Origin of the sequence: Streptomyces sp. WY228, from assembly GCF_019287315.1 — a bacterium.
GTDB lineage: Bacteria > Actinomycetota > Actinomycetes > Streptomycetales > Streptomycetaceae > Streptomyces > Streptomyces caviscabies.
On record NZ_CP079114.1, the window covers coordinates 1,569,022 to 1,593,663 of the forward strand.

At 72.6% G+C, this 24,642-nt stretch carries 21 protein-coding genes; 5 read left to right on the forward strand and 16 right to left on the reverse strand.

Translation table 11 applies throughout. The features are described 5' to 3' along the window. Positions 1–34 precede the first annotated feature (34 nt). The 6 genes from KV381_RS06630 to KV381_RS06655 form a co-directional block, all read right to left on the reverse strand. Positions 35–598, reverse strand: a complete 564-nt coding sequence (locus KV381_RS06630; RefSeq protein WP_030630955.1) for a hypothetical protein — start codon at positions 596–598, stop codon at positions 35–37. Then, complete coding sequence (locus KV381_RS06635) at positions 595–1,713, reverse strand: ParA family protein (RefSeq protein ID WP_003970030.1); 1,119 nt, start codon at positions 1,711–1,713, stop codon at positions 595–597. The genes KV381_RS06630 and KV381_RS06635 overlap by 4 nt, the downstream gene beginning before the upstream one ends. A gap of 368 nt (positions 1,714–2,081) precedes the next feature. After that, positions 2,082–3,197 (reverse strand): alanine dehydrogenase, encoded by a 1,116-nt coding sequence (gene ald, locus KV381_RS06640; RefSeq protein WP_086778799.1) that lies wholly within the window; start codon positions 3,195–3,197, stop codon positions 2,082–2,084. 143 nt (positions 3,198–3,340) lie between these two features. Beyond that, the gene (locus KV381_RS06645) at positions 3,341–5,470 is read right to left on the reverse strand and encodes a tetratricopeptide repeat protein (protein WP_218784886.1); all 2,130 of its coding nucleotides are present in this window, start codon (positions 5,468–5,470) and stop codon (positions 3,341–3,343) included. Positions 5,471–5,669: 199 nt separating this feature from the next. Then, on the reverse strand, positions 5,670–6,296 hold the full coding sequence (locus KV381_RS06650; RefSeq protein ID WP_030085834.1) for an NUDIX hydrolase: 627 nt from the start codon (positions 6,294–6,296) through the stop codon (positions 5,670–5,672). Positions 6,297–6,381: 85 nt separating this feature from the next. Next, on the reverse strand, positions 6,382–8,037 hold the full coding sequence (locus tag KV381_RS06655; RefSeq protein ID WP_218784888.1) for a CTP synthase: 1,656 nt from the start codon (positions 8,035–8,037) through the stop codon (positions 6,382–6,384). Positions 8,038–8,481: 444 nt separating this feature from the next. Between KV381_RS06655 and KV381_RS06660 the strand changes: the two genes are divergently transcribed. Then, entirely contained in the window at positions 8,482–10,284 is a 1,803-nt protein-coding gene (locus tag KV381_RS06660) for a glycoside hydrolase family 15 protein (RefSeq protein ID WP_086778792.1), read from the forward strand. 31 nt (positions 10,285–10,315) lie between these two features. On the opposite strand, the gene KV381_RS06665 is transcribed toward KV381_RS06660, so the two are convergent. Then, positions 10,316–11,125, reverse strand: a complete 810-nt coding sequence (locus KV381_RS06665; protein WP_086778793.1) for an aminotransferase class IV family protein — start codon at positions 11,123–11,125, stop codon at positions 10,316–10,318. A 58-nt stretch (positions 11,126–11,183) separates the two neighbouring features. Between KV381_RS06665 and KV381_RS06670 the strand changes: the two genes are divergently transcribed. Beyond that, positions 11,184–11,528 carry a MerR family transcriptional regulator gene (locus KV381_RS06670; protein WP_086778794.1) on the forward strand — a complete coding sequence of 115 codons (345 nt, stop codon included), beginning with the start codon at positions 11,184–11,186 and terminating at the stop codon, positions 11,526–11,528. A 138-nt stretch (positions 11,529–11,666) separates the two neighbouring features. Next, positions 11,667–13,292, forward strand: coding sequence for a PucR family transcriptional regulator (locus KV381_RS06675; protein WP_218784891.1), 1,626 nt, complete (start codon positions 11,667–11,669; stop codon positions 13,290–13,292). 75 nt (positions 13,293–13,367) lie between these two features. Here the strand turns inward: KV381_RS06675 and KV381_RS06680 are convergent, their stop codons facing one another. The 5 genes from KV381_RS06680 to KV381_RS06700 form a co-directional block, all read right to left on the reverse strand. Further along, the gene (locus KV381_RS06680; RefSeq protein ID WP_218784893.1) at positions 13,368–14,483 is read right to left on the reverse strand and encodes a glycosyltransferase family 4 protein; all 1,116 of its coding nucleotides are present in this window, start codon (positions 14,481–14,483) and stop codon (positions 13,368–13,370) included. A 299-nt stretch (positions 14,484–14,782) separates the two neighbouring features. Beyond that, positions 14,783–16,528, reverse strand: a complete 1,746-nt coding sequence (gene recN / locus KV381_RS06685; protein WP_030085848.1) for a DNA repair protein RecN — start codon at positions 16,526–16,528, stop codon at positions 14,783–14,785. 95 nt (positions 16,529–16,623) lie between these two features. Continuing rightward, positions 16,624–17,529: an NAD kinase gene (locus KV381_RS06690; RefSeq protein WP_030085850.1), complete on the reverse strand. Its 906-nt coding sequence runs from the start codon at positions 17,527–17,529 to the stop codon at positions 16,624–16,626. 8 nt (positions 17,530–17,537) lie between these two features. Continuing rightward, positions 17,538–18,353, reverse strand: coding sequence for a TlyA family RNA methyltransferase (locus tag KV381_RS06695; protein WP_030085853.1), 816 nt, complete (start codon positions 18,351–18,353; stop codon positions 17,538–17,540). A gap of 7 nt (positions 18,354–18,360) precedes the next feature. Further along, the gene (locus tag KV381_RS06700) at positions 18,361–18,705 is read right to left on the reverse strand and encodes a hypothetical protein (protein ID WP_030085854.1); all 345 of its coding nucleotides are present in this window, start codon (positions 18,703–18,705) and stop codon (positions 18,361–18,363) included. Between the two features lie 42 nt (positions 18,706–18,747). Here KV381_RS06700 and KV381_RS06705 point away from each other — a divergent pair, with 42 nt between their 5' ends. Further along, a complete protein-coding gene (locus tag KV381_RS06705; protein ID WP_030085855.1) occupies positions 18,748–19,095 on the forward strand; it encodes an SCP2 sterol-binding domain-containing protein in 348 nt (115 codons plus the stop codon). A gap of 52 nt (positions 19,096–19,147) precedes the next feature. On the opposite strand, the gene KV381_RS06710 is transcribed toward KV381_RS06705, so the two are convergent. Both KV381_RS06710 and KV381_RS06715 read right to left on the reverse strand, forming a co-directional pair. Beyond that, positions 19,148–19,948 (reverse strand): ABC transporter ATP-binding protein, encoded by an 801-nt coding sequence (locus KV381_RS06710; protein ID WP_030085856.1) that lies wholly within the window; start codon positions 19,946–19,948, stop codon positions 19,148–19,150. Between the two features lie 216 nt (positions 19,949–20,164). After that, a complete protein-coding gene (locus KV381_RS06715) occupies positions 20,165–21,196 on the reverse strand; it encodes an HAD-IIA family hydrolase (RefSeq protein WP_218784895.1) in 1,032 nt (343 codons plus the stop codon). 72 nt (positions 21,197–21,268) lie between these two features. Here KV381_RS06715 and KV381_RS06720 point away from each other — a divergent pair, with 72 nt between their 5' ends. Beyond that, complete coding sequence (locus KV381_RS06720; protein ID WP_030085859.1) at positions 21,269–22,549, forward strand: DUF1015 domain-containing protein; 1,281 nt, start codon at positions 21,269–21,271, stop codon at positions 22,547–22,549. Between the two features lie 97 nt (positions 22,550–22,646). Here the strand turns inward: KV381_RS06720 and KV381_RS06725 are convergent, their stop codons facing one another. Beyond that, positions 22,647–23,402 carry a tetratricopeptide repeat protein gene (locus KV381_RS06725; protein ID WP_218784897.1) on the reverse strand — a complete coding sequence of 252 codons (756 nt, stop codon included), beginning with the start codon at positions 23,400–23,402 and terminating at the stop codon, positions 22,647–22,649. Continuing rightward, positions 23,399–24,574 carry a hypothetical protein gene (locus tag KV381_RS06730; RefSeq protein WP_218784899.1) on the reverse strand — a complete coding sequence of 392 codons (1,176 nt, stop codon included), beginning with the start codon at positions 24,572–24,574 and terminating at the stop codon, positions 23,399–23,401. The genes KV381_RS06725 and KV381_RS06730 overlap by 4 nt, the downstream gene beginning before the upstream one ends. Between the last annotated feature and the right edge of the window lie 68 nt (positions 24,575–24,642).

Here is a 24,642-nt window from a genome sequence, read left to right on the forward strand (position 1 = left end):
CTGTCGTCACGACAGGCTACCCGCGCCGTGCCGCTCAGCGGCCGCGCAGCCGCCGTACGAGGATGCTCGCGTCACCCCGGGACTCCAGGTCGGCCAGGACCACCGCCACCGCCTCGCGGACGATACGGCCGCGGTCGACGGCGAGGCCGTGTTCGCCGCGCAGGACGAGCCGGGCGTGTTCGAGGTCCATCAGCTCCTCGGCGGAGACGTAGACCGTGATCTTCTCGTCGTGGCGTTCCCGGCCGCTGGGGCGGCGGTTCGCGCCGCGTCCGCCGCCGCGCCTGCGCTGCTGCTGGACCGCCGGGGGCTGCTCGGCCGGGGCCGCGGCGGGCGCGGGGCGCTCGCCGGGGGCGGCCTTGGCGGCCGGCGGGCGCTCGGCCTCGGCGCGGCCGCGCGAGTCGCCGCCGTCGGCGTCGGCCGCGGCGTGCTCCTCGTGGCCGGCGGACGGGGTCTGGCCGGAGGGGTCGCTCTCCCCCGCGGGTGCGGGCACCCGGGGCTCGCCGTTCGCCTTGCGCCGCCGCTCCGCCGGGGAGGACGACTGGAGGCCCATACCGCCTCCGGTGGTACGGAACAGCTCGTCGGCCCCCGGCAGACTCACTCGGCGTGACACCGGGCGAGCACCTCCCTGGCGAGCTGGCGATAGGCGGCCGCGCCGACCGAGTTGGAGGCGTAGGTGGTGATGGGCTCGCCGGCGACCGTGGTCTCCGGGAAGCGGACCGTGCGCCCGATGACCGTGTGGTAGACGTGCTCGTCGAAGGCCTCGACGACGCGCGCCAGGACCTCACGGCTGTGCACCGTACGGGAGTCGTACATGGTGGCGAGGATGCCGTCGAGCTCCAGCTCCGGGTTGAGCCGCTCCTGGACCTTCTCGATGGTCTCGGTGAGCAGCGCCACCCCGCGCAGCGCGAAGAACTCGCACTCCAGCGGCACTATGACCTTGTGAGCGGCCGTCAGGGCGTTCACGGTGAGCAGGCCGAGCGAGGGCTGACAGTCGATCACGATGTAGTCGTAGTCGGCCATCAGCGGCTTCAGGGCGCGCTGGAGCGTGGACTCGCGGGCCACCTCGCTGACGAGCTGCACCTCGGCCGCGGAGAGGTCGATGTTGCTGGGCAGCAGGTCCATGTTGGGGACCGCGGTCTTGAGCAGGACGTCGTCGGCCGCCATGCCCCGCTCCATGAGCAGGTTGTAGACGGTGAGGTCCAGCTCCATCGGGTTGACCCCGAGGCCGACGGAGAGCGCGCCCTGCGGGTCGAAGTCGACGAGCAGGACCCGGCGTCCGTACTCCGCGAGCGCGGCGCCCAGGTTGATGGTCGACGTGGTCTTGCCGACGCCGCCCTTCTGGTTGCACATCGCGATGATCTTCGCGGGGCCGTGGTCGGTCAGGGGGCCCGGGATCGGGAAGTACGGCAGCGGCCGTCCGGTCGGGCCGATGCGCTCGCGGCGCTGACGCGCGGCGTCGGGCGCGAGGGTGGCCGCGTACTCCGGATCGGGCTCGTACTCGGCGTCGGGGTCGTAGAAGTGCCCCTCGGGCACCTCGGCGAAGTCGGCGAAGCGGTCGGTGTCCCGGCTGCTCTCGTTGCCGGCCGTGGCGTTCACGTGTAGGCCGTCCATCATCTGGGGGGCTGTCGTCATGTGCTGTTGGGTGGCGAAGGTGCGGACCGCGACGGAGCCGACAGCTTCGAGCCCGATCGGGCTCAGACCCCGTGCAGGCATCCCTGGTTGACCACCCCCAGGAGTAATTGTCGACTCATTCACAAGTCGTCTTACCTCCTTGGACGTGACCAGGAAACTTATCGATAGGTCAGCGTGGCACCATGCCGACGATTGGCGACTCTATGGCGTGTCACCGGTCCGCAGCAACACAATCCGCCGGACCCGGCCCGATGTGTCGGCAATCGAACGCCTTGCTGTCAAGGGTGCACAGCGGCCAAGCCGCACATTTCACCGCAGCACGAAACGGGTAAAGGGTTACGTTCGACGCGAGTTGCGCAAGGGCCTCACCGGGCCCGATACGCGTCCGGCCGGACCTTGCTCGGCAAGGTCCGGCCGGAGTCCCGATGTTGACGAAAGGGGTTGACCCGTCAGCCGAGGAGCGTGCTCAGCTCGACGTGCGGAAGGCCGTGCGCCTCGGCCACCTCGCGGTAAACCACCTGGCCCTCATGGGTGTTGAGACCCTTGGCCAGCGCGGCGTCACGGCGCAGGGCGTCGGCCCAGCCGCGGTTCGCGAGCTCCACGATGTAGGGCAGCGTCGCGTTGGTGAGCGCGTAGGTGGAGGTGTGGGGCACCGCGCCGGGCATGTTGGCGACGCAGTAGAAGACCGAGTTGTGGACCGGGAAGGTCGGCTCGGCGTGGGTCGTCGGACGCGAGTCCTCGAAGCAGCCACCCTGGTCGATTGCAATGTCGACAAGTACACTTCCGGGCTTCATCTTGGCGACGAGCTCGTTGGTGACCAGCTTCGGGGCCTTGGCTCCGGGGATCAGCACGGCGCCGATGACGAGGTCGGCCTCGACGACGGCCTTCTCCAGTTCGAAGGCGTTGGAGACGACGGTCTGCACCTTGGTGCCGAAGATCTTGTCGGCCTCGCGCAGTTTGTTGATGTCGCGGTCGAGCAGCGTGACGTGGAAGCCGAGGCCCACGGCGATCTGGGTGGCGTTCCAGCCGGAGACGCCGCCGCCGATGACGACGGCCTTGCCGGCCGCCGTGCCGGGCACGCCGCCGGGCAGCACGCCGCGGCCGCCGACCGAGCGCATCAGGTGGTACGCGCCGACCTGCGGGGCGAGGCGGCCCGCGACCTCGGACATCGGGGCGAGCAGCGGGAGCGCGCGGTTCGCGGTCTCGACCGTCTCGTAGGCGATGGCGGTGGTGCCGGAGGCCAGCAGCGCGTCGGTGCACTCGCGGGAGGCGGCGAGGTGCAGGTAGGTGAAGAGCGTCTGGTCCTTGCGGAGGCGGTGGTACTCCTCGGCGACCGGCTCCTTGACCTTCAGCAGCAGGTCGGCGGCGGCCCAGACCTCGTCGGCGGTGGCCAGGATCTGCGCACCGGCGGCGACGTACTCCTCGTCCGGGATGGACGAGCCGACGCCGGCGTCGTGCTCGATGACGACCTGGTGGCCGTGGCGGACGAGCTCATGCACTCCGGCGGGGGTGATCGCCACCCGGAACTCGTTGTTCTTGACTTCGCGGGGGATGCCGACCTTCACGTCGATCACGGTCCTTGGCTCGGAGGGTTACCCGGGCACAACGGAACACACCCGGACATATACATCATAAATGGAGACGCCACGGAGGAACGCGGCAGAGCCAGTCTAATGAAGGACTTCGCGCTGTCTAGCCTTACAAAGCTTTATTTTTCTGTCGAAGTACTGCGGATTTCGTAGGCTGGAGCCTCCTCGCCCAGCAATCTGTCGGCCGCACCCCGGTGCAGCCCGGCCGCCGCGGGGTCTCCGAGCCGGTCGAGGGTGTCGGCGAGCCGGAGCTGCAGCGCCGCCTGAAGCCGCACGTCACCGGCGCGCCGGGCCAGCTCGACGGCCTCCCGGCAGGTCTGGAGCGAGTCGTGCGGCCGGCCCGCGTACTCCTGGACCCGGGCGGCCTCGCTGAGCGCCCGCGCCTGGGCCGCCGGATCGCCGAGCCTGCGGTGGCCGGAGGCGGCGGCCCGCCAGTTCCGCAGCGCATCGCCGTAGCGCCCGGCGTACGTGTGGACCGCGCCGAGCCGCCCGTAGAGCCGGGCCTCGTCCGCGCGCTCCCCCTGGGTCAGCCGCTGGGAGAGCGCCCGGCCGTACCAGTCGGCGGCCCGGTGGTAGTCCCCCAGCTCCTCGTACGCGCCGCCTACGGATTCCATCGCGCGGCCGGTGGCGTACAGGTCCTTCGCGGCCTTTCCGGCGTCCAGCGCGGCCCGGTAGCGGGTCAGCGCCTCCCGGGTGCGGCCGGTGCGGGCGTCCAGGTCGGCGAGGTTCAGCAGGGCGGCGGCCTGTTCGCGGGGCAGCTCGCGGCGGAGCGCCACGTCCAGGACGAGACCGTGCAGCCCGTACAGCTCGGGGGCCGCCTCCTCCGTGCCTCGGTGCGCGGCCAGGGCCCGCACCAGGGCGGCCACCAGGCGTCGCGCCAGGGTGTCGAGCTCGCCGTCGGCCACGGCGAGCCGGGCCGAGGCGAGCAGGGCGGGCTGGCGGACCCGCAGCCAGGCCCCCGCCTCCTCGGCGCTCGGGAAGCGCAGCGAGCGGGGCAGTCCGGCGAGCTTGCGGCGGGCGGTGGAGCCCTCCGGCTCGGTGACCGCCCGGCAGGCCTGAAGCCGGCGCACGGTCCGCTCCAGCATCCGCGCGCGGGCGAGCTGGATCTCGCCCGGCCGGTCCCGGTCCTCCAGGAGGGCCAGCAGCATCGGGGCGAGGCAGCCGGGCACCGCGTACTGGGGGTGGGCCGCGCCGTCCGTCCGCAGCAGCCCGAGCTTCACGAAGTCGTCGAGCGTGGAGCGGGCGGCGGAGACCGAGCAGCCGGCCAGCGCGGAGGCCGTGTGGGCGTCGGCGAGTCCGGCGGGGGCCAGGGCCAGCAGACGCAGTATCCGGGCGGCGGCCTGCGGCAGCGAGTCGTGGACCAGCCGGAACACCCGGGCCAGCGGGCGGGCTCCGGTGGGCTGCTCGCCCGAGTCGGGCAGCTCGTGCAGCTGCCCCGCGACATCGGCGACCGAGGCCATCGGGTGGGCGGCGAGCAGACCGCCCACCAGGGCGAGCGCGGCGGGCTGTCCCCCGCACTCCTCGGCCAGGGCCTCCGCGGTGCGGGGGTCGACGGTGATGCGGACCTGGCCGATGGCGCGGGCCAGCAGCCGCACCGCCGCGCCCTTCTCCAGTCCGCCCAGCGTGCAGGGCCGCACGTCGGGGATGCCGGTGAGCGGTCCGGTCGCGGTGGCGAGGACCAGGCAGTCCGGGTTCTCCGGGAGCAGCGGGTCGACCTGTTCGGCGTCGGCCGCGTCGTCGAGCAGCAGGACGAGCCGGCGTACGGCGAGGGCCTCGCGGACCATCTCGGACAGCTCGTCCTGATCGGCGCCGGGCGGGACCGCCACCCCGAGGAGGCCGAGGATCTCGCCCGCGGAGCGTTCGGTGGGGACGCGCTCGCCGCCGGGATCGGTGAGGCCGACCCGGAGCACCCCGTCGGGGTAGTCGCCGGAGCCCGTACCCGGAACCGCCCAGGGCAGTGCGCCGGTCGCGCTCGCGGCGGCCCCGGCGGCGTCGGTTCCGGTGAGCGCCCCGGCCAGCTCCTCGGCGAGGGCGCTGCGCCCGGATCCGGGGCGTCCCGCGATCAGCAGGACGCGGGCGCGGGGGGCCTTGCGGCCGGCCAGGGTGTCGAGACCGGCGCGCTCGATGTCCGCCCGCAGCGCCTTCAACTCGCGTTCACGGCCGAAGAATCGGGGTGGGGCGGCGCCGGACGGCTCCTCGGTCCCCGGGGCCTTTGCCGGGCCGCTGGTGTCCACCGCCTGATCGGTCACGAGCCACGCTCCACTTCGCTGCACGCGGTGCCCGCCGGAACTCCGGTCGGGACCTTTCGAGCGTAGTTCAGCGACGGGGACGATCACCGCGGAGCGGGGCGGGACCGGCCCCGACATCCCCCGATCGGATCAGCATTTCTTCATTTAGTCATTTCTTCGGATGGACCGTCAGGCCATCGGTCCGTCAGGCATCGGGCCGTCAGGCGTCGAAGGGGCGGGCCGGCCACGGCGCCTCGGCCGGGCGCAGCGAGTCGACGCCGTCGCCCGCGCGGACGGCGGTGAGCGCGAGCGCCCCGACGACCAGGCAGTTGTTGTGCACGTCCCCCGCGATCACCGAACGGACCAGCTCGGCCAGCGGCACCCGGGCGTGCTCCATGTCGGCCTCCTCCTCGGAGACCGCGTACCGCTCGCCCTCCGCCTCGGAGAGATCGCGCGCGAGGAAGATGCGCACGGCCTCGTCGCAGCCGCCGGGCGTGGTGTAGACGTCGGTCAGCACCCGCCAGTCCTCGGCCTTGACGTGCGCCTCCTCGTACAGCTCGCGCTGGGCGGCGTGCAGGGGGTTCTCGCCCGGGATGTCGAGCAGTCCGGCCGGGATCTCCCAGAGCCGGTGCCGTACCGGGTGGCGGTACTGGCGCAGGACGATGACCCGGTCCTCGTCGTCGATGGCGAGGACGGCGACGGAGCCCGGGTGGACCTGGTAGTCACGGCCGTGGACGGATCCGTCGGGCATCACCACCTGGTCGGTGCGGACGCTGGTCTTGTTGCCGGTGAAGGGGGTGACGGTCTCGGTGACCTGCCACTCCTCGGGCGTGTCCTGGATACCCATGTGCGTCCTCCCGCGTACAGAACGAAAAACCGGGGCACGGCATCCATGAAGGATCCGTACCCCGGTCAACCGTAATGCCTCGGACCTACTCGCCCGCGCCGACCTTGCGTGCGACGGCGGCCTTCACCAGACCCGCGAAGAGCGGGTGCGGGCGGGTCGGGCGGGACCGCAGCTCCGGGTGCGCCTGCGTGGCGACCAGGTAGGGGTGCGTCTCGCGCGGGTACTCGACGTACTCGACGAGCTTGTTGTCCGGGGAGGTGCCGGAGAAGACCAGTCCGGCCTTCTTCTCCAGCTCGGAGCGGTAGGCGTTGTTGACCTCGTAGCGGTGGCGGTGGCGCTCCTCCACGTACGGCTCACCGGCGTAGGCCTCGCGCACCAGGGAGCCCTCGGCGAGCTTGGCCGGGTAGAGGCCGAGCCGCATGGTGCCGCCGAGGTCGCCCGCGCCCTCGACGAAGGCGAGCTGCTCGTCCATGGTCGAGATGACCGGGTGGGAGGTGGCGGCGTCGAACTCGGTGGAGTTGGCGTCGGGGATCTCGGCGAGCGAGCGGGCCGCCTCGATCACGATGCACTGGAGGCCGAGGCAGAGGCCGAGCAGCGGGACCTTGTTCTCGCGGGCGTAGCGGATGGCGCCGACCTTGCCGTCGACACCGCGCTCGCCGAAGCCGCCCGGGATGCAGATCGCGTCGACGTCGCCCAGGTGCTCGGCGGCGCCGGCGGCGGTCCGGCAGTCGTCGGAGGTGACCCACTTGACCTTGACCCGGGCCTTGTTGGCGAAGCCGCCGGCGCGGATCGCCTCGGTGACCGAGAGATAGGCGTCGGGCAGGTCGATGTACTTGCCGACCAGCGCGACGGTGACCTCGTGGTCGGGGTTGTGGACCCGGTCCAGCAGGTCGTCCCAGGTGGTCCAGTCGACGTCGCGGAACGGCAGGTCGAGCTTGCGCACGACGTAGGCGTCCAGGCCCTCGGTGTGCAGCACCTTGGGGATGTCGTAGATCGACTTGGCGTCGATGGCGGCCACCACGGCGGCCTCGTCGACGTCGCACATCAGCGAGATCTTCCGCTTGATGGCGGTGGGGACCTCGCGGTCGGCGCGCAGCACGATGGCGTCCGGCTGGATACCGATGTTGCGCAGGGCGGCCACCGAGTGCTGGGTGGGCTTGGTCTTCAGCTCGCCGGAGGGGCCGATGTAGGGCAGCAGCGAGATGTGCACGACGAAGACGTTGTCGCGGCCGACCTCGTGGCGGACCTGGCGGACGGTCTCCAGGAACGGCAGCGACTCGATGTCGCCGACCGTGCCGCCGACCTCGGTGATGACGACGTCCACGTCGTCGGTGGCCATGCGGCGGATGCGGTGCTTGATCTCGTTGGTGATGTGCGGGATGACCTGGACGGTGTCGCCCAGATACTCACCGCGCCGCTCCTTGGCGATGACCTGGGAGTAGACCTGGCCGGTCGTCACGTTGGCGGAGCCGTCGAGGTTGACGTCGAGGAAGCGCTCGTAGTGGCCGATGTCCAGGTCGGTCTCGGCGCCGTCGTCGGTGACGAACACCTCGCCGTGCTGGAAGGGGTTCATCGTGCCGGGGTCGACGTTGAGGTAGGGGTCGAGCTTCTGCATGGTGACCCGCAGGCCCCGTGCCTTGAGCAGGGCACCCAGGCTGGAGGCAGTCAGACCCTTGCCGAGGGAGGAGGCGACACCCCCGGTGACGAAGATGTGCTTGGTCGTCGTGGATGTGGGCTGCATAGCCAAAGGGGGCTCCCGTGGTCGCGATTCTGAGGTGCGTACCGGCAGCCGAGCCGGAGATTCCGGGGGTGCCGTCGCTGCGGTTCGGGGGCCTCGTGCGCTGTCGCGAACGACCACCGGTCCACGGGCTACCAGGGTAACAGCGACGACGGGAGGCTGCTTCCGGCCACACCCTGCACAAGGGCGTCACACCATCACCTCAGGCGCTTCACGTCCCACCCGATCAGCTCAGAGATCTTGCTGAGACCGTCGCGCGGATCTTCGTGGTGCGTCGTATCCTGCTCAAACACTCGCTGCCGAGACGGCCGGGCGGCGGCACCACCCAGGCCGCCCACCCGGTACAGGAACTCGTCGGATCTTCCCGGGTGAAAGACCCTACGACCCCCTTGACCCGCAGTAAGCGCCCTTTGACGGGGCGACATGGCCGTTCGACTGGAGACGCACGTGGCCGGGCGCATCGAGGATTACGCACTCATCGGAGACATGCAGACCGCCGCCCTGGTCTGCCGGGACGGCACAGCCGACTGGTTGTGCCTGCCCCGCTTCGACTCGCACGCCGTCTTCGCGGGGCTGCTGGGCACCGAGGAGCACGGCTTCTGGCGCCTGGGCCCCGCGAGAGCGGAAGGAACAGAACCGGCCTTCGCCGACCGGCGGCGTTATCGCGGCGACTCCCTCGTCCTGGAGTCGGAGTGGGACACGCCGCGCGGCACCGTACGCGTGACCGATTTCATGCCCCCGCGTGACGGTGCGCCGCAGCTGATCCGGATCGTGGAGGGCGTCAGCGGCCGGGTGCCGATGCGCTCGGAACTGCGGATGCGTTTCAGCTACGGCCGCGTGACGCCCTGGGTGCACAAGGTGGACAACCGTACGGTCGCCGTCGCCGGGCCGGACTCGGTCTGGCTGGACACCGAGGCGGAGACGTACGGCAAGAACCTGACCACCTACTCCGACTTCACCGTCGGCCCCGGCGAGCGGGTGGCGTTCACCATCAGCTGGCAGCCCTCGCACCACGAGCCGCCGGCCCTTCCGGAGCCGGAGAGCTCGCTGGAGGCGACGGAGAACTTCTGGCGTGAATGGGTCGATCAATGTACGTACCACGGGCCCTACCGGGAGGCGGTCGTCCGCTCCCTGATCACGCTGAAGGCCCTGACGTACGCGCCCACCGGCGGCATCGTGGCAGCCCCGACCACCTCGCTCCCGGAAGAGATCGGCGGCGTACGGAACTGGGACTACCGCTACACCTGGCTACGGGACGCCGCGATCACCCTCTCCTCGCTGCTGCGCACCGGGTACCGGGAAGAGGCCCGCGCCTGGCGCGAGTGGCTGCTGCGGGCGGTGGCGGGCGACCCGGAGAACCTCCAGATCATGTACGGCATCGCCGGTGAGCGCGAGCTCGGCGAGGCGGAGCTGGACTGGCTGCCCGGTTACGAGAACTCCGGCCCGGTCCGCGTCGGCAACGGCGCGGCCAACCAGCTCCAGCTCGACGTCTACGGCGAGGTCACCGAGGCGCTGCACCTGGCGCACATGACGGGTCTCACCCGCAACGACTACGCCATGGGCCTCCAGCTCAAGCTGATCGAGTATCTGGAGAAGCACTGGGAGGAGCCCGACGAGGGCATCTGGGAGGTGCGCGGCCCGCGCCGGCACTTCGTGCACTCCAAGGTGATGGCCTGGGTCGCGGTCGACCGGACGATCAAGCTGGTCGAGTCCGGTGACGTCGAAGGCCCGCTGGAGCGGTGGCACCAGCTGCGCGACGACATCCACCGGGACGTCTGCGAGCGCGGCTACGACAAGGAGCGCAACACCTTCACCCAGTCCTACGGGTCGAAGGAGCTGGACGCCTCGCTGCTGCTCATCCCGCAGATGGGCTTCCTGCCGCCGGACGACAAGCGGGTCATCGGCACGATCGAGGCGATCCAGCGGGAGCTGTCCACGGAGGACGGCTTCATCCTGCGCTATCCGACGGAGGGCGAGGACGCGGGCGTCGACGGTCTGGCGGGCGACGAGGGCGCGTTCCTGGCCTGCTCGTTCTGGATGGCCGACGACCTGGCGATGATCGGCCGGGTCGACGAGGCTCGCCAGCTGTTCGAGAAGCTGCTGGCCCTCCGCAACGACCTGGGGCTGCTGGCCGAGGAGTGGGACTCCAACCTCCAGCGCCAGGTCGGCAACTTCCCGCAGGCGTTCAGCCACGTCCCGCTGATCGACACGGCCCTGCGACTGACGGCGAGCGGCGCGTACGTGGGCTGAGTCCGGTCACCGAACCGCCCATCGAGCCCTTTCACGGCGCGGTGGGCGGTTCCGCTGTGTACGCCCGGTGCAGGGTCTCCAGGAACCGGGGCGCGGCGGGCAGCTCGGTGGTGCCGATGCGGTGGACCGGAACCCCCGGGGTCCAGGAGTTCATGACGGCCGCGCCGGCGAGGGCGGGCAGGTCGTCGGGGGTGATCGCGGCGGTCCGCTGCCCGACTCCGAGCCGGTCCAGCTGTCGGCGGACGATGCCCAGCGTCGTGCCGGTCAGGACGCGGGCCTCGGGCCACACCACCGCTTCGCCGTCCCAGAACACCAGGTTCCAGATGGTCGCCTCGCTGAAGCGGCCTTCCCGGTCCAGGAAGGCGGCGTCGTCGAAGCCGTCGGCGGCCGCCTGCCGCAGGAGGTGGGTCTTGGCGACCTCGCCGACGTGCTTGATGTGCGGCAGAAACCGCTCGTGCCCGACCGCTGCGAGCGCCAGCGGGCCGTCGGGACCGGTCGACGGGGGCCCGGTCCGTACCAGCAGCGTCAGGTCCGCTTCGGTCGCGGTGAACTCGCCGGCCGTGGAGGAGACCGTGGCCGTCAGGGAGAGGTCGGCGGCCGGTGCGGCGGCGAGAGCGGTACGGAGGTGGGCGCGGACCAGGTCTTCGGGCAGCGCCCGGCCGAAGAGCTCCACCGACGCGGACCGCAACCGCTCCAGATGGAGGTCGAGGCCCCGGATCCGCCCGTCGCGGATCTGTGCGGCGGTGAAGTGGGCGTGGCCGGAGAAGGCGAGCGGCGCCAGGTCGTCGGTGGTCGCCGGCCGGCCGTCGAGGTGCGCGATGTGCGGGGAATCTTCGTTCATGGCCGGGACGTTAGAGCCTGACACCGGTGTCAAGGTCAAGCGTCGAGGGCGGGGAACCATGCTGATCGGGGAGTTGTCGCGGCGGACGGGCGTCAGCGCGCGGTCGTTGCGGTACTACGAGGCGCAGGGGCTGCTGGAGGCCCGGCGCGGCACGAACGGCTATCGCGCGTACGACGAGGACGCGGTCGCCTCCGTACGGAAGATCCGCGCGCTGCTGCGGGCCGGGCTGTCCACGGAGGTGATCCGTGAGGTACTGCCGTGCGCCGGGGGCGAGCGGCCGGAGTTCGACTGGTGTGCGGAGCTGCGGGAGATCCTGGACGGGGAGCTGGCGGCGATGGACGCCCAGATCGACGAACTGCGTCGCAGTCGAGGGGCGTTGGTGGGGCTGCTGGGCGAGCGGTGACGGCCTGAGCACGGTATTCGGGCCTCCCCTGCGATGCGCACCCCGTACCCCGGGCGGTAGCGTCCTGAACAGGACAGTCCGGATCAGGACGACCGCCCGGGAAGCGGGCAGAGCACCAGGGGAAAGCGGGCCGGGTACGTGGAGAGCCACAGCGGAATCACCGTGCAGCGGGCGCTGGAGCTGCCCGGGCTGCGCGCCGGGCTCCCGGAGGTGGTGGCCGGCGCCGACCGGCTGAACCGTACGGTGCGCTGGGTGCACGCGGGCGAGGTCCCGAACATCGCCTCGCTCCTCAAGGGCGGCGAGCTGCTCCTGACCACCGGCCTGGGCCTGGGCGCCCGCCCCGCCGAACAGCGCGCCTTCGTCCGCCGCCTCGCCGACCGGTCCATCGCCGCCCTGGTGGTGGAGCTCGGCCCGCGCTTCGGCCGGCTGCCCGCCTCCATCGTGGACGCCGCCCGCGCGGCCGGTCTTCCGCTGGTCCAGCTGCACCGCGAGGTGCCGTTCGTCGCGGTGACCGAGGAGGTGCACACCGAGATCGTCAACGGGCACTACGCGCTGCTCCAGCAGGCGGAGGAGGTGCACCGGCGTGCCACCCGGGCGCTGCTGGACGGCGGCGGGGTGCCGCAGGTCCTCGGGATCCTCGCGGACTTCACCGCCAACCCGGTCTTCCTGGAGACGCCCGACGGCCAGCTCCTGTACGCGGCGTCCACCGGCACAGGACCGGTGGGCGCGGACCCGCTCCAGGTCTGGGAGGGCATGCGCGGCGACCGGGCGGCGCGGGAGAGCCCGCCGACCGGTGCGGTGCTGGTGGACGTGCCCGGCGGCGGGCCCGAGACCGCGTCGGTACGGGCGCGGCTGGTGCTGCTCGCGGTGGCCGGGCCGCTGGCGACCGTGCACCGGATGGCGGCGGAGCGTGCGGCGGGGCTCCTCGCCGTCGTCCTGATGCAGGCCCGGCAGGAGGAGGAGCTGGCCGCCCGGGGCCGGGGCGACTTCCTCACCGACCTCGCGGAGGGCCGGATCGCCCCGGAGGACGCCCCCGCCCAGGCCCGGGTGCTCGGGTTCCAGCCCGGCGACACCCCGCTCCTCCCGGTGGTGATGCGGCTGGCCCCCGAGCTGTCGCCGTCGGGCAACTGGGCGCTGCTGGCCCGTGCGGTCCTGGAGGAGCTGGCCTCGGTCGGGGTGCCGGTGCTGCTCGGCGTGCGGCCGGTGGAGGGGCGGGTGCCGCTGCTGCTGGGGCTGCGGTCGGAGGGCGAGCGCACGGCGGTGGCGGACCGGGTGGCGGCGGCGCTGCGGGCGGGCGTCGAGCGGGCCGGTCTCGACCGGGCCGGTTCGCAGCCGCCGGTGGTCGTGGTCGGCGTCGCGGGCGGCTGGGCCGCGGCGGGTGCGGGGCTGCGGCACGCGTCGGAGACGGCGACGGCCGCGCAGGGACTGGACGACCGGCCCTGGTACGACGCCCGGCGGCTCGACATCGACCTGCTGCTGTGGCGGCTGCGGGACCATCCGGACCTGGCGGCGTTCGTGAACCGGGCGATCGGCCCGCTGCGCGAACACGACCGCACCTCGCGCCCGCCGTTGCTGCCGACGCTCCAGGCGTATCTGGCGCACGCGGGCCGCAAGGCGGAGACCGCCCGCGATCTGCACCTCAACCGCCAGACGCTCTACAACCGCCTCGCCCGGATCGGCGAACTGCTGGGCACGGACCTGGACGACCCGCAGACGGTGCTGGCGCTGAGCCTGGCGCTGCGGGCCCGCCGCCACACGACCTGACCGGCCGGGGCACGCAGCGGCCCGGCCGCCCGCCCACCGTGCTCGGCGTCGGCGCGCCCCGCCCCGCACGTCCGCTCAGCGCGCCCGCCCCGTGGCCAGCGGCTGCGCCAACTCGTCGTAGACGCTGAGCACATGCGCGATCGTGTCGTCCTCGGTGGGCCAGCCCGCCGCCTGCACCCGTCCGGCCTCGGCGAGCCGGGCGCGCGCCGCCGGGTCGCCGAGCAGCCGCACGACCGTACGGGCGAGCGCCTCGGCATTGCCGTACGGCACCAACTCGGCCGCGCTGCCGACCAGTTCGGGCACACCGCCGACCGCGGTGGCGACCAGCGGCACCCCGGCCCGCAGCGCCTCCTGCGCCAGCAGGGAACGACCCTCCCACCGGCTCGGCAGCAGGGCCAGATCGGCGGCGGCCAGCAACTCCCCCACACCGTCCCGGCGTCCGATGAGAGTGACCGGCAACTCCTCGTCCCTGATCCGCCGTTGCAGGGCGCCCCGGTCGCGCCCCTCCCCCGCGATGACGAGCAGCGGCACGGGGTCCAGGTGCCGCAGTGCGCGGGCCGCGTCCAGCAGGGTGTCGAAGCCGTGATGCGGTACGAGACTGCCGACGGCCATCAGCAACGGCCGTTCCACCGCGCCCAGTTCGGCCCGCACCTTGGCTTCGTCGTCGGCAGCGGAGGCGGCGGAGGCCTCGGCCGGGCGCGGCGGCGGGACGGCGACCGGGGCGAACCGGGCATCGCGCGCACCCCGCTCGCGGGCCCGGTCCACCAGGTCGGAGGAGGGCGCGAGGACCACGGACGCCGCCCGGGCGGCACGCCGTTCCAGCAGATGCAGGATCTGGCGGCGAGCGCCTTCCGCGTACCGCCGCGTGTGCCAGGTCATCACCAGGGGCACGGTGCGCCCGCTGAGCGCGAGGGCGGTGCGGGCGGCGGCGTGGAGCCCGTGGGCGTGGACGACGTCCGCGCCCGTGCAGGCCGCCCGCAGCGCGGCGACGGCGGCCGGGTCGCTGCGCCGGGGCACCGGAAGGAAGCGGGCGCCGGTCGCCGTGAAGTCGTAGGCGCGGTCCACGGCGGACGGGGCGCAGACGGTCACCTGCACTCCTCGCGCCACCAGCCCGGCGGCCAGCGAACCGACGTGCGCGCTGCTGCCCGCACTTCCGCCGCCCAGGACTTGGACCGTACGCAGCTGTGACACGTTGATTGGCTCCCCGGGGCTCCGGAGTCGGCGGTAAGGACAGCGCCAAGGATGCCAGTCCGTACGCACGTTCCGGGACCGGCGTAACGTTGCTGCCCCACACGCGGCGACAACCGACCGCACCGCATCACCCTCACGGGTGAACCCTAAGGCGCAAAGTTGCCGCCCGGCGGTCGTCCGCCCACCTCACCCGACCTCGCCAACCCGCTTCCCCCGCCCCCGCCGCCACGCCGGGTCGGCGCGGCGGCGCAGGAGGCCCTTGCACCCCGGCGGCCCCTCCGAGCCGCCGGCTCACGGCCTCACCCGTCCGCGCGGGCCGTGGCCAGCAACTCCTCCGCGTGGGCGCGGGCCGTCTCGGAGTCCTCCTGGCCCGCCAGCATCCGGGACAGCTCCCGGACCCGGTCCTCGCCCTCCAGGACGGTGACCCCGCTGCGGGTCACCGAGCCGTCCACGGTCTTCTCGACCAGCAACTGCCGGTCGGCGAAGGCCGCGACCTGCGGCAGATGGGTCACGACGACCACCTGCGCGGACCGGGCGAGCTTGGCGAGCCGGCGGCCGACCTCGACCGCCGCCTTGCCGCCGACGCCCGCGTCGACCTCGTCGAACAGATACGTGGGTACGGGGTCGGAGCCCGCGAAGACGACCTCGACCGCGAGCATCACCCGGGACAGCTCACCGCCCGACGCGCCCTTGGCGATCGGCCGGGGCTGGGCGCCCGGGTGCGGGGCGAGCAGCAGTTCCACCTCGTCCGCGCCCGAAGGGCCGTAGACGACGCTCCGCCCGCCGATGTCGATGCCGGACGCCTCGTCCGCCGCCTCGGTCTGCCGGATGGCGAAGGAGACCCGGGCGTGCGGCATGGCGAGCGAGGCCAGCTCCTCGGTCACGGCCTCCGCGAACCGGGCGGCGGCCTCCGTACGCGCGTCGGTCAACGCCTGCCCGAGCACGGACAGTTCGGCGCGCAACGCGTCCCGCTCGGCGGTCAGCTCGCCGATCCGCTCGTCGTCGCCCTCCAGCTCGGTGAGCCGGCCCGCGCCCTCCTGGGCCCAGGCCAGCACGGCCGCGATGTCCTCCCCGTACTTACGGGTCAGGGCGGTCAACGCGGCCCGGCGCTCCTCCACGGCGGCCAGCCGCAGCGGGTCGGCGTCGAGCTGGTCCGCGTACCCGGCCAGCTCGCCGGAGACATCGGCGAGCAGGATCGAGATCTCCCCCACCCGGTCCGCCAGCGCGGCCAGCGCCGGATCGTGGGCCCGGACCCCGTCCAGGGCCTGCCCGGCGGCGGCGACCACGGTGGTGGCGTCGACGCTCTCCGGATCCTCCGGGTTCCCCGCCAGCGCGGTGTGCGCGAGGGAGGCGGCGGAGGCGAGGGACTCGGCGTGCCCGAGCCGCTCCGCCTCGGCGGCCAGCTCGACGTCCTCGCCCGGCAACGGCTCCACGGCCGCGACCTCGTTCAGGCCGAACCGCAGCAGATCCGCCTCCTGGGCCCGCTCCCGGGCCCGGGTGGTCAGCTCCTCCAGCTCCGTGGCGACGGCGCGCAGCCGCCGGTAGGCCGCCGCGTACGTGGCGTGCGGAACCTCCACCCCGTCCCCGGCGTAGCGGTCCAGGGCGCCCCGCTGCCGCGCGGGCTTGAGCAGCCCCTGTTGGTCGGTCTGGCCGTGCACGGCGACGAGTTCGTCCGCCAGCTCGGTCAGGACACCCACCGGCACGGATCTGCCGCCGAGGTGGGCCCGTGAGCGCCCTTCGGCCGAAACGGTACGGCTGATGAGCAGCGCACCGTCGTCGAGTTCCGCCCCGGCCTCCTCGGCCCGCAGCGCCGCCGCGTCGCCCTCGGACACCGTGATCCGGCCCTCGACGACCGCGGCCTTGGCCCCGACCCGTACGAGAGCGGGGTCCGCGCGTCCACCGAGCAGCAGCCCGAGGCTCGTGACGACCATGGTCTTGCCCGCGCCGGTCTCACCCGTGACCGCGGTGAAGCCGGGTGACAGCTCCACCACCGCGTCGTCGATGACTCCGAGCGACCGTATCCGCATCTCCTCCAACACGGACATGACCTTACGAGGTCGCGGGCCGGACGCGCGACGGCCCCCGCTCCCGGATTCACTCTCCCGGGGAGGACGGGGGCCACCGGCGCTCCCGGTGACCGTCAGTGCGGCGCGCCCCGCCACCCCGAGACGGGCAGCGCGAACTTCGCCACCAGACGGTCGGTGAACGAGGCCTGGTGCAGCCGCGCCAGCCGTACGGGCACCGCACCGCGCCGCACCTCGACCCGGGCGCCGGCGGGCAGCTCCACGGTCCGCCGGCCGTCGCACCACAGCACCCCGTGCGGGGTGTGCGGCTGGACCTCGACCGCGAGGACGGACCTGGGCGAGGTCACCAGCGGCTTGGCGAACAGCGCGTGAGCGCTGATCGGGACCATCAGCAGCGCCTCGACCTCGGGCCAGACGACGGGCCCGCCCGCCGAGAAGGCGTACGCCGTCGAACCGGTCGGGGTCGCGCAGACGATCCCGTCGCAGCCGAACCCGGTCACCGGACGGCCGTCGATCTCCAGGACGACTTCGAGCATCCGCTCGGGCGACACCTTCTGCACGGCCGCCTCGTTGAGCGCCCAGTCGGTGTGCACGACGTCGCCGTTGCTGTGCACCAGCACGTCGATCGTCATGCGCTCCTCGACCTCGTAGTCGCGGGTGACGACCCGGGAGACCACCTTGTCGAGGTCGTCGCGCTCCGCCTCGGCGAGGAAACCGACGCGTCCGAGGTTGACGCCGAGCATCGGCACCCCGGAGGCGCGGGAGAACTCCGCGCCGCGCAGCAGGGTGCCGTCACCGCCGAGGACGATCAGCAGCTCGCAGCCGTCCACGGCGGCGGGGCTGGTGTCCGTGACGGTCTCCACGGTGTCCGGCAGCGGCAGATCGGCCGCCTCGGTCGCCAGGACCCGCACGCCGAGCCCGTTGCGCAGCAGGCCCTGCACGACGAGCTCCGCGCTGCGGATCGCGGCCGGACGGCCGGTGTGCGCCAGAAGAAAGACTGTTCGTGCCGTATCGGTCGTCACATGCGTCGTCAACGAGGCCCCTCCGCCACTGCACGGTCGATATCCGCGGGATCCGGCTCGGGTGCGCCGGCCCGCAGCCACAGAAAGTACTCGACGTTGCCCGAGGGTCCGGGCAGCGGACTGGCCGTCACCCCGCGTACGCCGAGCCCGAGCGCCCAGGCCCGACGCGCCACCTCCCGTACCGCTTCGGCGCGCAGCTCCGGGCTCCGCACCACTCCGCCGCTGCCGAGCCGCTCCTTGCCCACCTCGAACTGCGGCTTGACCATGAGGACCAGGTCCGCGTCGGGCGCGGCGCACCGGGCGAGGGCGGGCAGCACGAGGCCCAGCGGAATGAAGGACAGGTCCCCCACCACCAGGTCGACCGCCTCCCCGTCGATGTCCTCCAAGGTCAACTCCCGTACGTTGGTACGGTCCTTGACGACGACCCGTTCATCCGACTGCAACGACCAGGCGAGCTGCCCGTAGCCGACGTCCACGGCGACGACCTGCCGGGCCCCGGCCCGCAGCAGCACATCGGTGAACCCGCCGGTCGACGCCCCGGCGTCCAGCGCCCGCCGCCCTTCCACCGTCAGCCCGAGCGGCACGAAGGCGGCGAACGCCCCGGCCAGCTTGTGACCGCCGCGGGAGACGTAGTCGGGGTCGTCGTCGTCCTTCGTGACGACGATCGCGGCGGCCGTCTCGACCTGGGTGGCGGGTTTGGTCGCGGTGGTCCGGCCCACGGTGACCCGCCCCGCGGCGATCAGCTGGCTCGCGTGCTCGCGCGAGCGGGCGAGCTTGCGGCGTACCAGCTCGGCGTCGAGGCGGCGACGTGCCACTCCTGCCACGTTGGGTTCAGCTCCTGTTGTCGTGACGCGTGTCGTGCGTGCGGTGCGATGGCGTGGGTACGGGACCGGGTGCGGCGGCCGGACGTTCGTCCAGCGAGGTCAGCTCGGACCGCAGCCCACGGTGTACATCCTCGTACACCTCGACGTGCCCGTCCGCCGGGAGGTGGTCCGCATCGGCCAGCCGCTCCAGCCGGGCGTCCACCGCGGCGTGACCGGTGGGAGTGCGCACGACACCGAGGGGCGTGGGCTCGGCGGGCTCGAAGGAGGGCCCATCGGCGGCCGGCTCCACGGTCACCGGCTCATCGGGCGTGCTCGCGGGCGGTGTCCCCGCCTCCGGTGTCCAGTCGCTCATGCCGAAACGCTACATCGACAGGCCGGTGTACCGTCGAGCACGATGGCGACCATGGCGGAGTGCCGCAGCGCACTCGACGAACTTTCCGACAACCTCGCGGCAGCCGAGGGCGATGTGCGCGGCGCCGCCGCCCTCGACCGCTCGCTGAGCTGTCACATCAAGGATCTGGACATCACCTTCACCGGCCGGCTGGCCGACGGCCGGATCACGGTGCGGGACACGGTCGAGGGACCGCCCCGGGAGAAGGCCGAGATCAGACTCGCGATGACGAGCGACGACCTGGTGGCGCTGGTGAACGGCGACCTGAACTTCGCGAAGGCGTGGGCGTCGGGCCGCGTACGCCTGGAGGCGGGCTTCAGGGACCTGCTGAAACTGAAATCACTGCTGTAGGAAACCGAGCCCGGCCGTATCAAGCCCGTCCGGCGATGGAGAACAAAGCCTTTCAGGCGGCAACCTTCCGCGCCTTGCGCGCGGCCGGCACGACAAGCGGCGTCCCCGTCTCCGGATCATCGATCACCTGGCACCGCATCCCGAACACCCGCTCCACCAGCTCCGCGTCGACGACCTCCGAAGGCGGCCCCTCCGCGACGATCGTCCCGTCCCGCATCGCGATGAGATGCGTGGCGTACCGCGCGGCGTGGTTCAGGTCGTGGAGCACGGCGACCAGCGTCCGCCCCTGCGTCTCGTGCAGCTCCGCGCACAGGTCGAGGACGTCGATCTGGTGCTGGATGTCGAGATACGTCGTCGGCTCGTCGAGCAGCAGCAACGGCGTCTGCTGGGCCAGCGCCATGGCGATCCAGACCCGCTGCCGCTGACCGCCGGACAGCTCGTCGACATAGCGGTCGGCCAGCTCGGCGACGCCCGTGGATTCCATGGACTCCTCGACCACCCGCTCGTCCTCCGGCGACCACTGCCGCAGCAGCCCCTGGTGGGGGTACCGGCCGCGGGCCACGAGGTCGGCGACGGTGATCCCGTCCGGGGCTATGGAGGACTGCGGCAGCAGCCCCAGCGTCCGGGCGACCTTCTTCGCCGGCAGCTGGTGGATGGTCTGCCCGTCCAGCAGCACCTGCCCGTGGCTCGGCTTCAGCATCCGGGCGAGCGCCCGCAGCAGGGTCGACTTGCCGCAGGCGTTGGGACCGACGATCACGGTGAAGGAGTTGTCGGGAATCTCCACCGAGAGGTTCTCGGTGATGACCCGCTGGTCGTAGCCGAGGGTCACCGATTCTGCGGTGAGGCGCTGCATGGTCGTACTCCCGGAGTCGGTGAGGTGGAGCGGCACGGCGCGGGGCACGGGCAGACCACCGAGCAGCGCCAGGTTAGGTTAGCCTATCTTCCTCTTGACGCCACGGGTCCGGGCCGCCGCCCCACGCTTCCAGGACCCTCAACACCCTCGCGGGCCAAGGACGTCGGGCGGCGGCCTCTCGCAGAGCCCGAGCCCCTCCCGGAGCCCGGGACCGTCTCAGAGCCCGAGCCCGGCGAGAGCCTTTCCCGCCTTCAGTTCGCACACACCCGCGTCGGCGAAGCTCCAGGCGGCCGCGCAGAGCGCCCGCAGTCCGTCGAGCGCGTCGCCCTCGCCCTCCAGGGTCAGCGCGTCCGCGCGTACGGCGGCCGTCCAGCCCCCGCACCGGTACGCCTCACCGGCCGGCACCACCTCGGGCTGCCCGGTCAGCAGCCCCCGCAGATCCCGGTCCACATAGGTCGGCCGGTGCTGCGGCGGAGCGGCGAGGAGCTGGGCCGCGTCGGTCACCCCGGTGAGCACCAGCAGCGAGTCCACGCCGCCGTTGAACGCGCCCTCGATGTCCGTGTCCAGCCGGTCGCCGACGACGATCGGCCGCTTCGCCCCGGTCCGCAGCACGGTCTCGCGGTGCATCGGCGGCAACGGCTTCCCGGCGACCTGCGGCTCGGCTCCGGTGGCGATGCGCACGACCTCGACGGCGGCCCCGTTGCCGGGCGCGATGCCCCGGGCTCCGGGGATGGTCAGGTCGGTGTTGGACGCGAACCAGGGCAGCCCGCGCCGGATCGCGTAGCTCGCCTCGGCGAACCGCCCCCAGGTCATGTCCGGCCCGCCGTACCCCTGGACCACGGCGGCCGGGTCGTCGTCAGCCGACTCCACGGGCACCAGCCCGCGCTCGCGCAGCGCGACCCGCAGCCCCTCGCCGCCGATCGCCAGCACCTGTGCCCCGGGCGGCAGTTGATCGGCCACCAGCCGGGCGACGGCCTGGGCGGAGGTGATCACGTCGGAGGGCTCCGCAGGCACCCCGAGCTCCGTCAGGTGCTCGGCCACCGCGTCCGGCGTCCGCAGCGCGTTGTTGGTGACATAGGCGAGGTGCATGCCCCCGGCCCGTGCTTCGGCCAGCGATTCCACGGCGTGGGCGATGGCCTCGCCGCCCGCGTACACGACCCCGTCGAGGTCGAGGAGAGCCGTGTCGTACGCCTCGCTCAGCGCCGTGCCGCTTCCCTCCGGCCGGACCCTGTCCTGCTGGTGGCTCATATGACTCGCTCCTCTTTGCTCTGCATCTGCCCCGATCATCGCGTATGCCCCCTGCACACATACGATGCCCTGATGAACACTTCAGGTCCCGTCGACCAGGGGCTGCGGCTGATCCCGTTCCGCGGACTGCGTTACGTCCCCGAGCGGGTCGGCAGCCTTGCCGCCGTGACCTCGCCCCCGTACGACGTGGTCGTCCGGCCCGACGGGCTGCACCACCTGGAGTCCGCGGATCCGCACAACATCGTGCGCCTCATCCTCCCTCAGGCCGACACCGCGCGGGACCGCCACCGGCAGGCGGCCGCCACCCTGGAGCGCTGGCAGGCCGAGGGGGTCATCGCCCCGGACCCGGAACCCGTGCTGTACGTCTACGAGCAGCGCAACGACGAGATCCTCCAGCGGGGCCTGATCGGCGCCCTGGCCCTCTCCCCCGCCGCCGACGGCATCGTGCTGCCCCACGAGGACGTCATGGACGACGTCGTCGCGGACCGCGCGGAGCTGATGCGTACGACAGGGGCCCACCTGGAACCGCTGCTGCTGACCTACCGCGGCGACGAGGGGACGCCGACCGGGGCGGGCGCGGTGATCGAGCGCACGGTTCTGCGGGAGCCGCTGCTCGCCACCACGACGGAGGACGGCTTCCGGCACCGGCTCTGGGCCGTGACGGACCCTGCCGAGCGCGGCGAGATCGAGACAGACCTCGCCCGGCACCAGGCTCTGATCGCGGACGGCCACCACCGCTGGGCCACCTATCTCCGGCTCCAGCGGGAACGGACCGCGCCGGGGCCGTGGGACTACGGCCTCGTCCTCCTCGTCGACACGGCCCGCCACCCGCTCCAGGTCCGCGCCATCCACCGGCTCCTGCGCGGGCTGCCGGTCGCCCGGGCCCTGGAAGCGCTCACCGGCCTCTTCCGCGTCCAGCAGGTCGAGGGGCCGCTCTCCCGGGCTCTCGACGCCCTGGCCGAGGCGGCGGCCGGGGGCAACGCGTTCCTTCTCGCCGGCGACGGCGGCTTCCACCTGGTGGACCGCCCCGACCCGGCCCTGCTGGCCCGTACCGTCCGGACGGACCGCCCCGACGCCTGGCGCACCCTGGACGCGACGGTCCTGCACTCCGCGCTGCTCGACGACGTGTGGAAGATCCCCGACGCGCCCGAGCACATCGGCTACATCCACGACACCGCGGCCGCCGTCGAACAGGCGGAACGCCTCGGCGCCACGGCGGTCCTGATGCATCCCGTACGCGAAGAGGTCGTCCGGGACCTGGCCCGGCAGGGCGTCACCATGCCCCGCAAGTCGACGTCGTTCGGCCCGAAGCCGGCCACGGGCCTGGTCATGCGGAGCCTCACCCTCGACTGACCCGTCGGGTGGAAGCCCCGGACACGAAGAAGAACGAAGCAGAACGAAAAAAGAGGGGCGGCACTCCGGTCGGAGTGCCGCCCCTCTTCGTCAGCCGCTAAGCCTTGGCCGAACCGTCAGCCGGACCATCCAGGTCGACGTCGTCCTCGTCGTCCTCGTCGTCCTCGTCTTCACGAGCATCGGACCGGTCCTCGGCACGGGGCGCGACCTCGTCGGCCGCGTCATCGTCATCGTCACCGAGGACGTCGACGAACTCGACGCCGTCGAGCTCGGCGAGCCGGTCCGACGCGTCGGTGGAACCGTCCTTGTCCGCCTCCAGCGCCTTCCCGAACCACTCCCGCGCCTCGTCCTCGCGGCCCGCCTCCAGCAGGGCGTCCGCGTACGCGTAGCGAAGACGCGGCGTCCACGGCTGTACGGAGTTGGAAGCCAGCTCGGAGCTCTGGAGCGTCACGATGGCCGCGTCGATCTGACCCATGTCACGACGCGCCCCGGCGGCCACCAGCCGCATCTCGACCTGCCCGGCCTTGTCCAGCTTCTGCACCTCGGGGTCTCCGGCCATGGCCATCGCCCGCTCGGGCCGCCCGAGCCCGCGCTCGCAGTCCGCCATGACGGGCCACAGGTCCACGGACCCGGTCATCCGCCGGGCCGCCCGGAACTCGGCGAGCGCCTCGGCGTACTTCTGCGTCGCGTACGCCGCGAACCCGGCCGCCTCACGCACGGCGGCGACACGGGACGCGAGCCGAAGGGCGATCCGGGAGTACGCGTACGCCTCCTCGGGGTCCTCGTCGATCAGCCGGGCCACCATGACGAGGTTGCGCGCGACGTCCTCGGCAAGGGTCTTCGGCAGGCTCATGAGCTCCTGGCGTACGTCCTTGTCGATCTCGTCGCCCGTGACGTCGTCCGGGATCGGCAGCCGCTTGATCGGCTCACGGTCCCGGTCCCTGTCCCGGTCGTCACGACGGAACCCACCACGGTCCCGGTCGTCGCGCTGACCGCCGCGGTATCCGCCCCGGTTGTCGTCACGGCGGAAGCCGCCACCGGAGCCACCACCACGGTTGTCGTCGCGACGGGGGCCACGGGGCCGGTCGTCGCGCCGCTCGAAGCCACCACCGGGACGGCCACCGCGGTCATCACGCTGCTGACCACCCCGGTACCCACCACGGTCGTCATCACGACGCGGCCCACGATCACGATCACGGTCATCACGCCGGAACCCACCACCGGAACCGCCGCCCCGGTTGTCATCACGACGGAAGCCACCGCCGGAACCACCACCACGGTTGTCATCACGACGGAAGCCACCACCGGAGGGGCGGTCGTCGTCGCGACGCGGACCGCGCGGCCGGTCGTCGCGCCGCTCGAAGCCACCACCGGGACGGCCACCCCGGTCATCACGCTGCTGACCACCCCGGTACCCACCACGGTCGTCATCACGACGCGGCCCGCGATCACGATCCCGATCACGGTCATCACGACGGAACCCACCGCCGGAGGGCCGGTCGTCGTCACGACGCGGACCGCGCGGCCGGTCGTCACGCCGCTCGAAGCCACCACCGCGGTTGTCGTCACGCCGGAAGCCACCGCCACCGCGGTTGTCATCGCGACGGAAGCCACCACCAGAGGGCCGGTTGTCATCGCGACGGAAGCCACCACCAGAGGGCCGGTTGTCGTCACGACGGAAGCCACCACCAGAGGGCCGGCTGTCGTCACGACGGAAGCCACCACCGGAGGGGCGGTCGTCGTCGCGACGCGGACCGCGCGGCCGGTCGTCGCGCCGCTCGAAGCCACCACCGGGACGGCCACCGCGGTCATCACGCTGCTGACCACCCCGGTACCCACCACGGTCATCATCACGACGCGGCCCACGATCACGATCCCGATCCCGGTCATCACGACGGAACCCACCACCGGAACCGCCGCCCCGGTTGTCATCACGACGGAAACCGCCGCCGGAGCCACCACCCCGGTTGTCATCACGACGGAAGCCACCACCGGTCGGCCGGCTGTCGTCACGACGCGGGCCACGGTCGCGGTCCCGGTCGTCACGACGGAAACCGCCGCCGGAGCCACCGCCGGAGGGCCTGTTGTCGTCG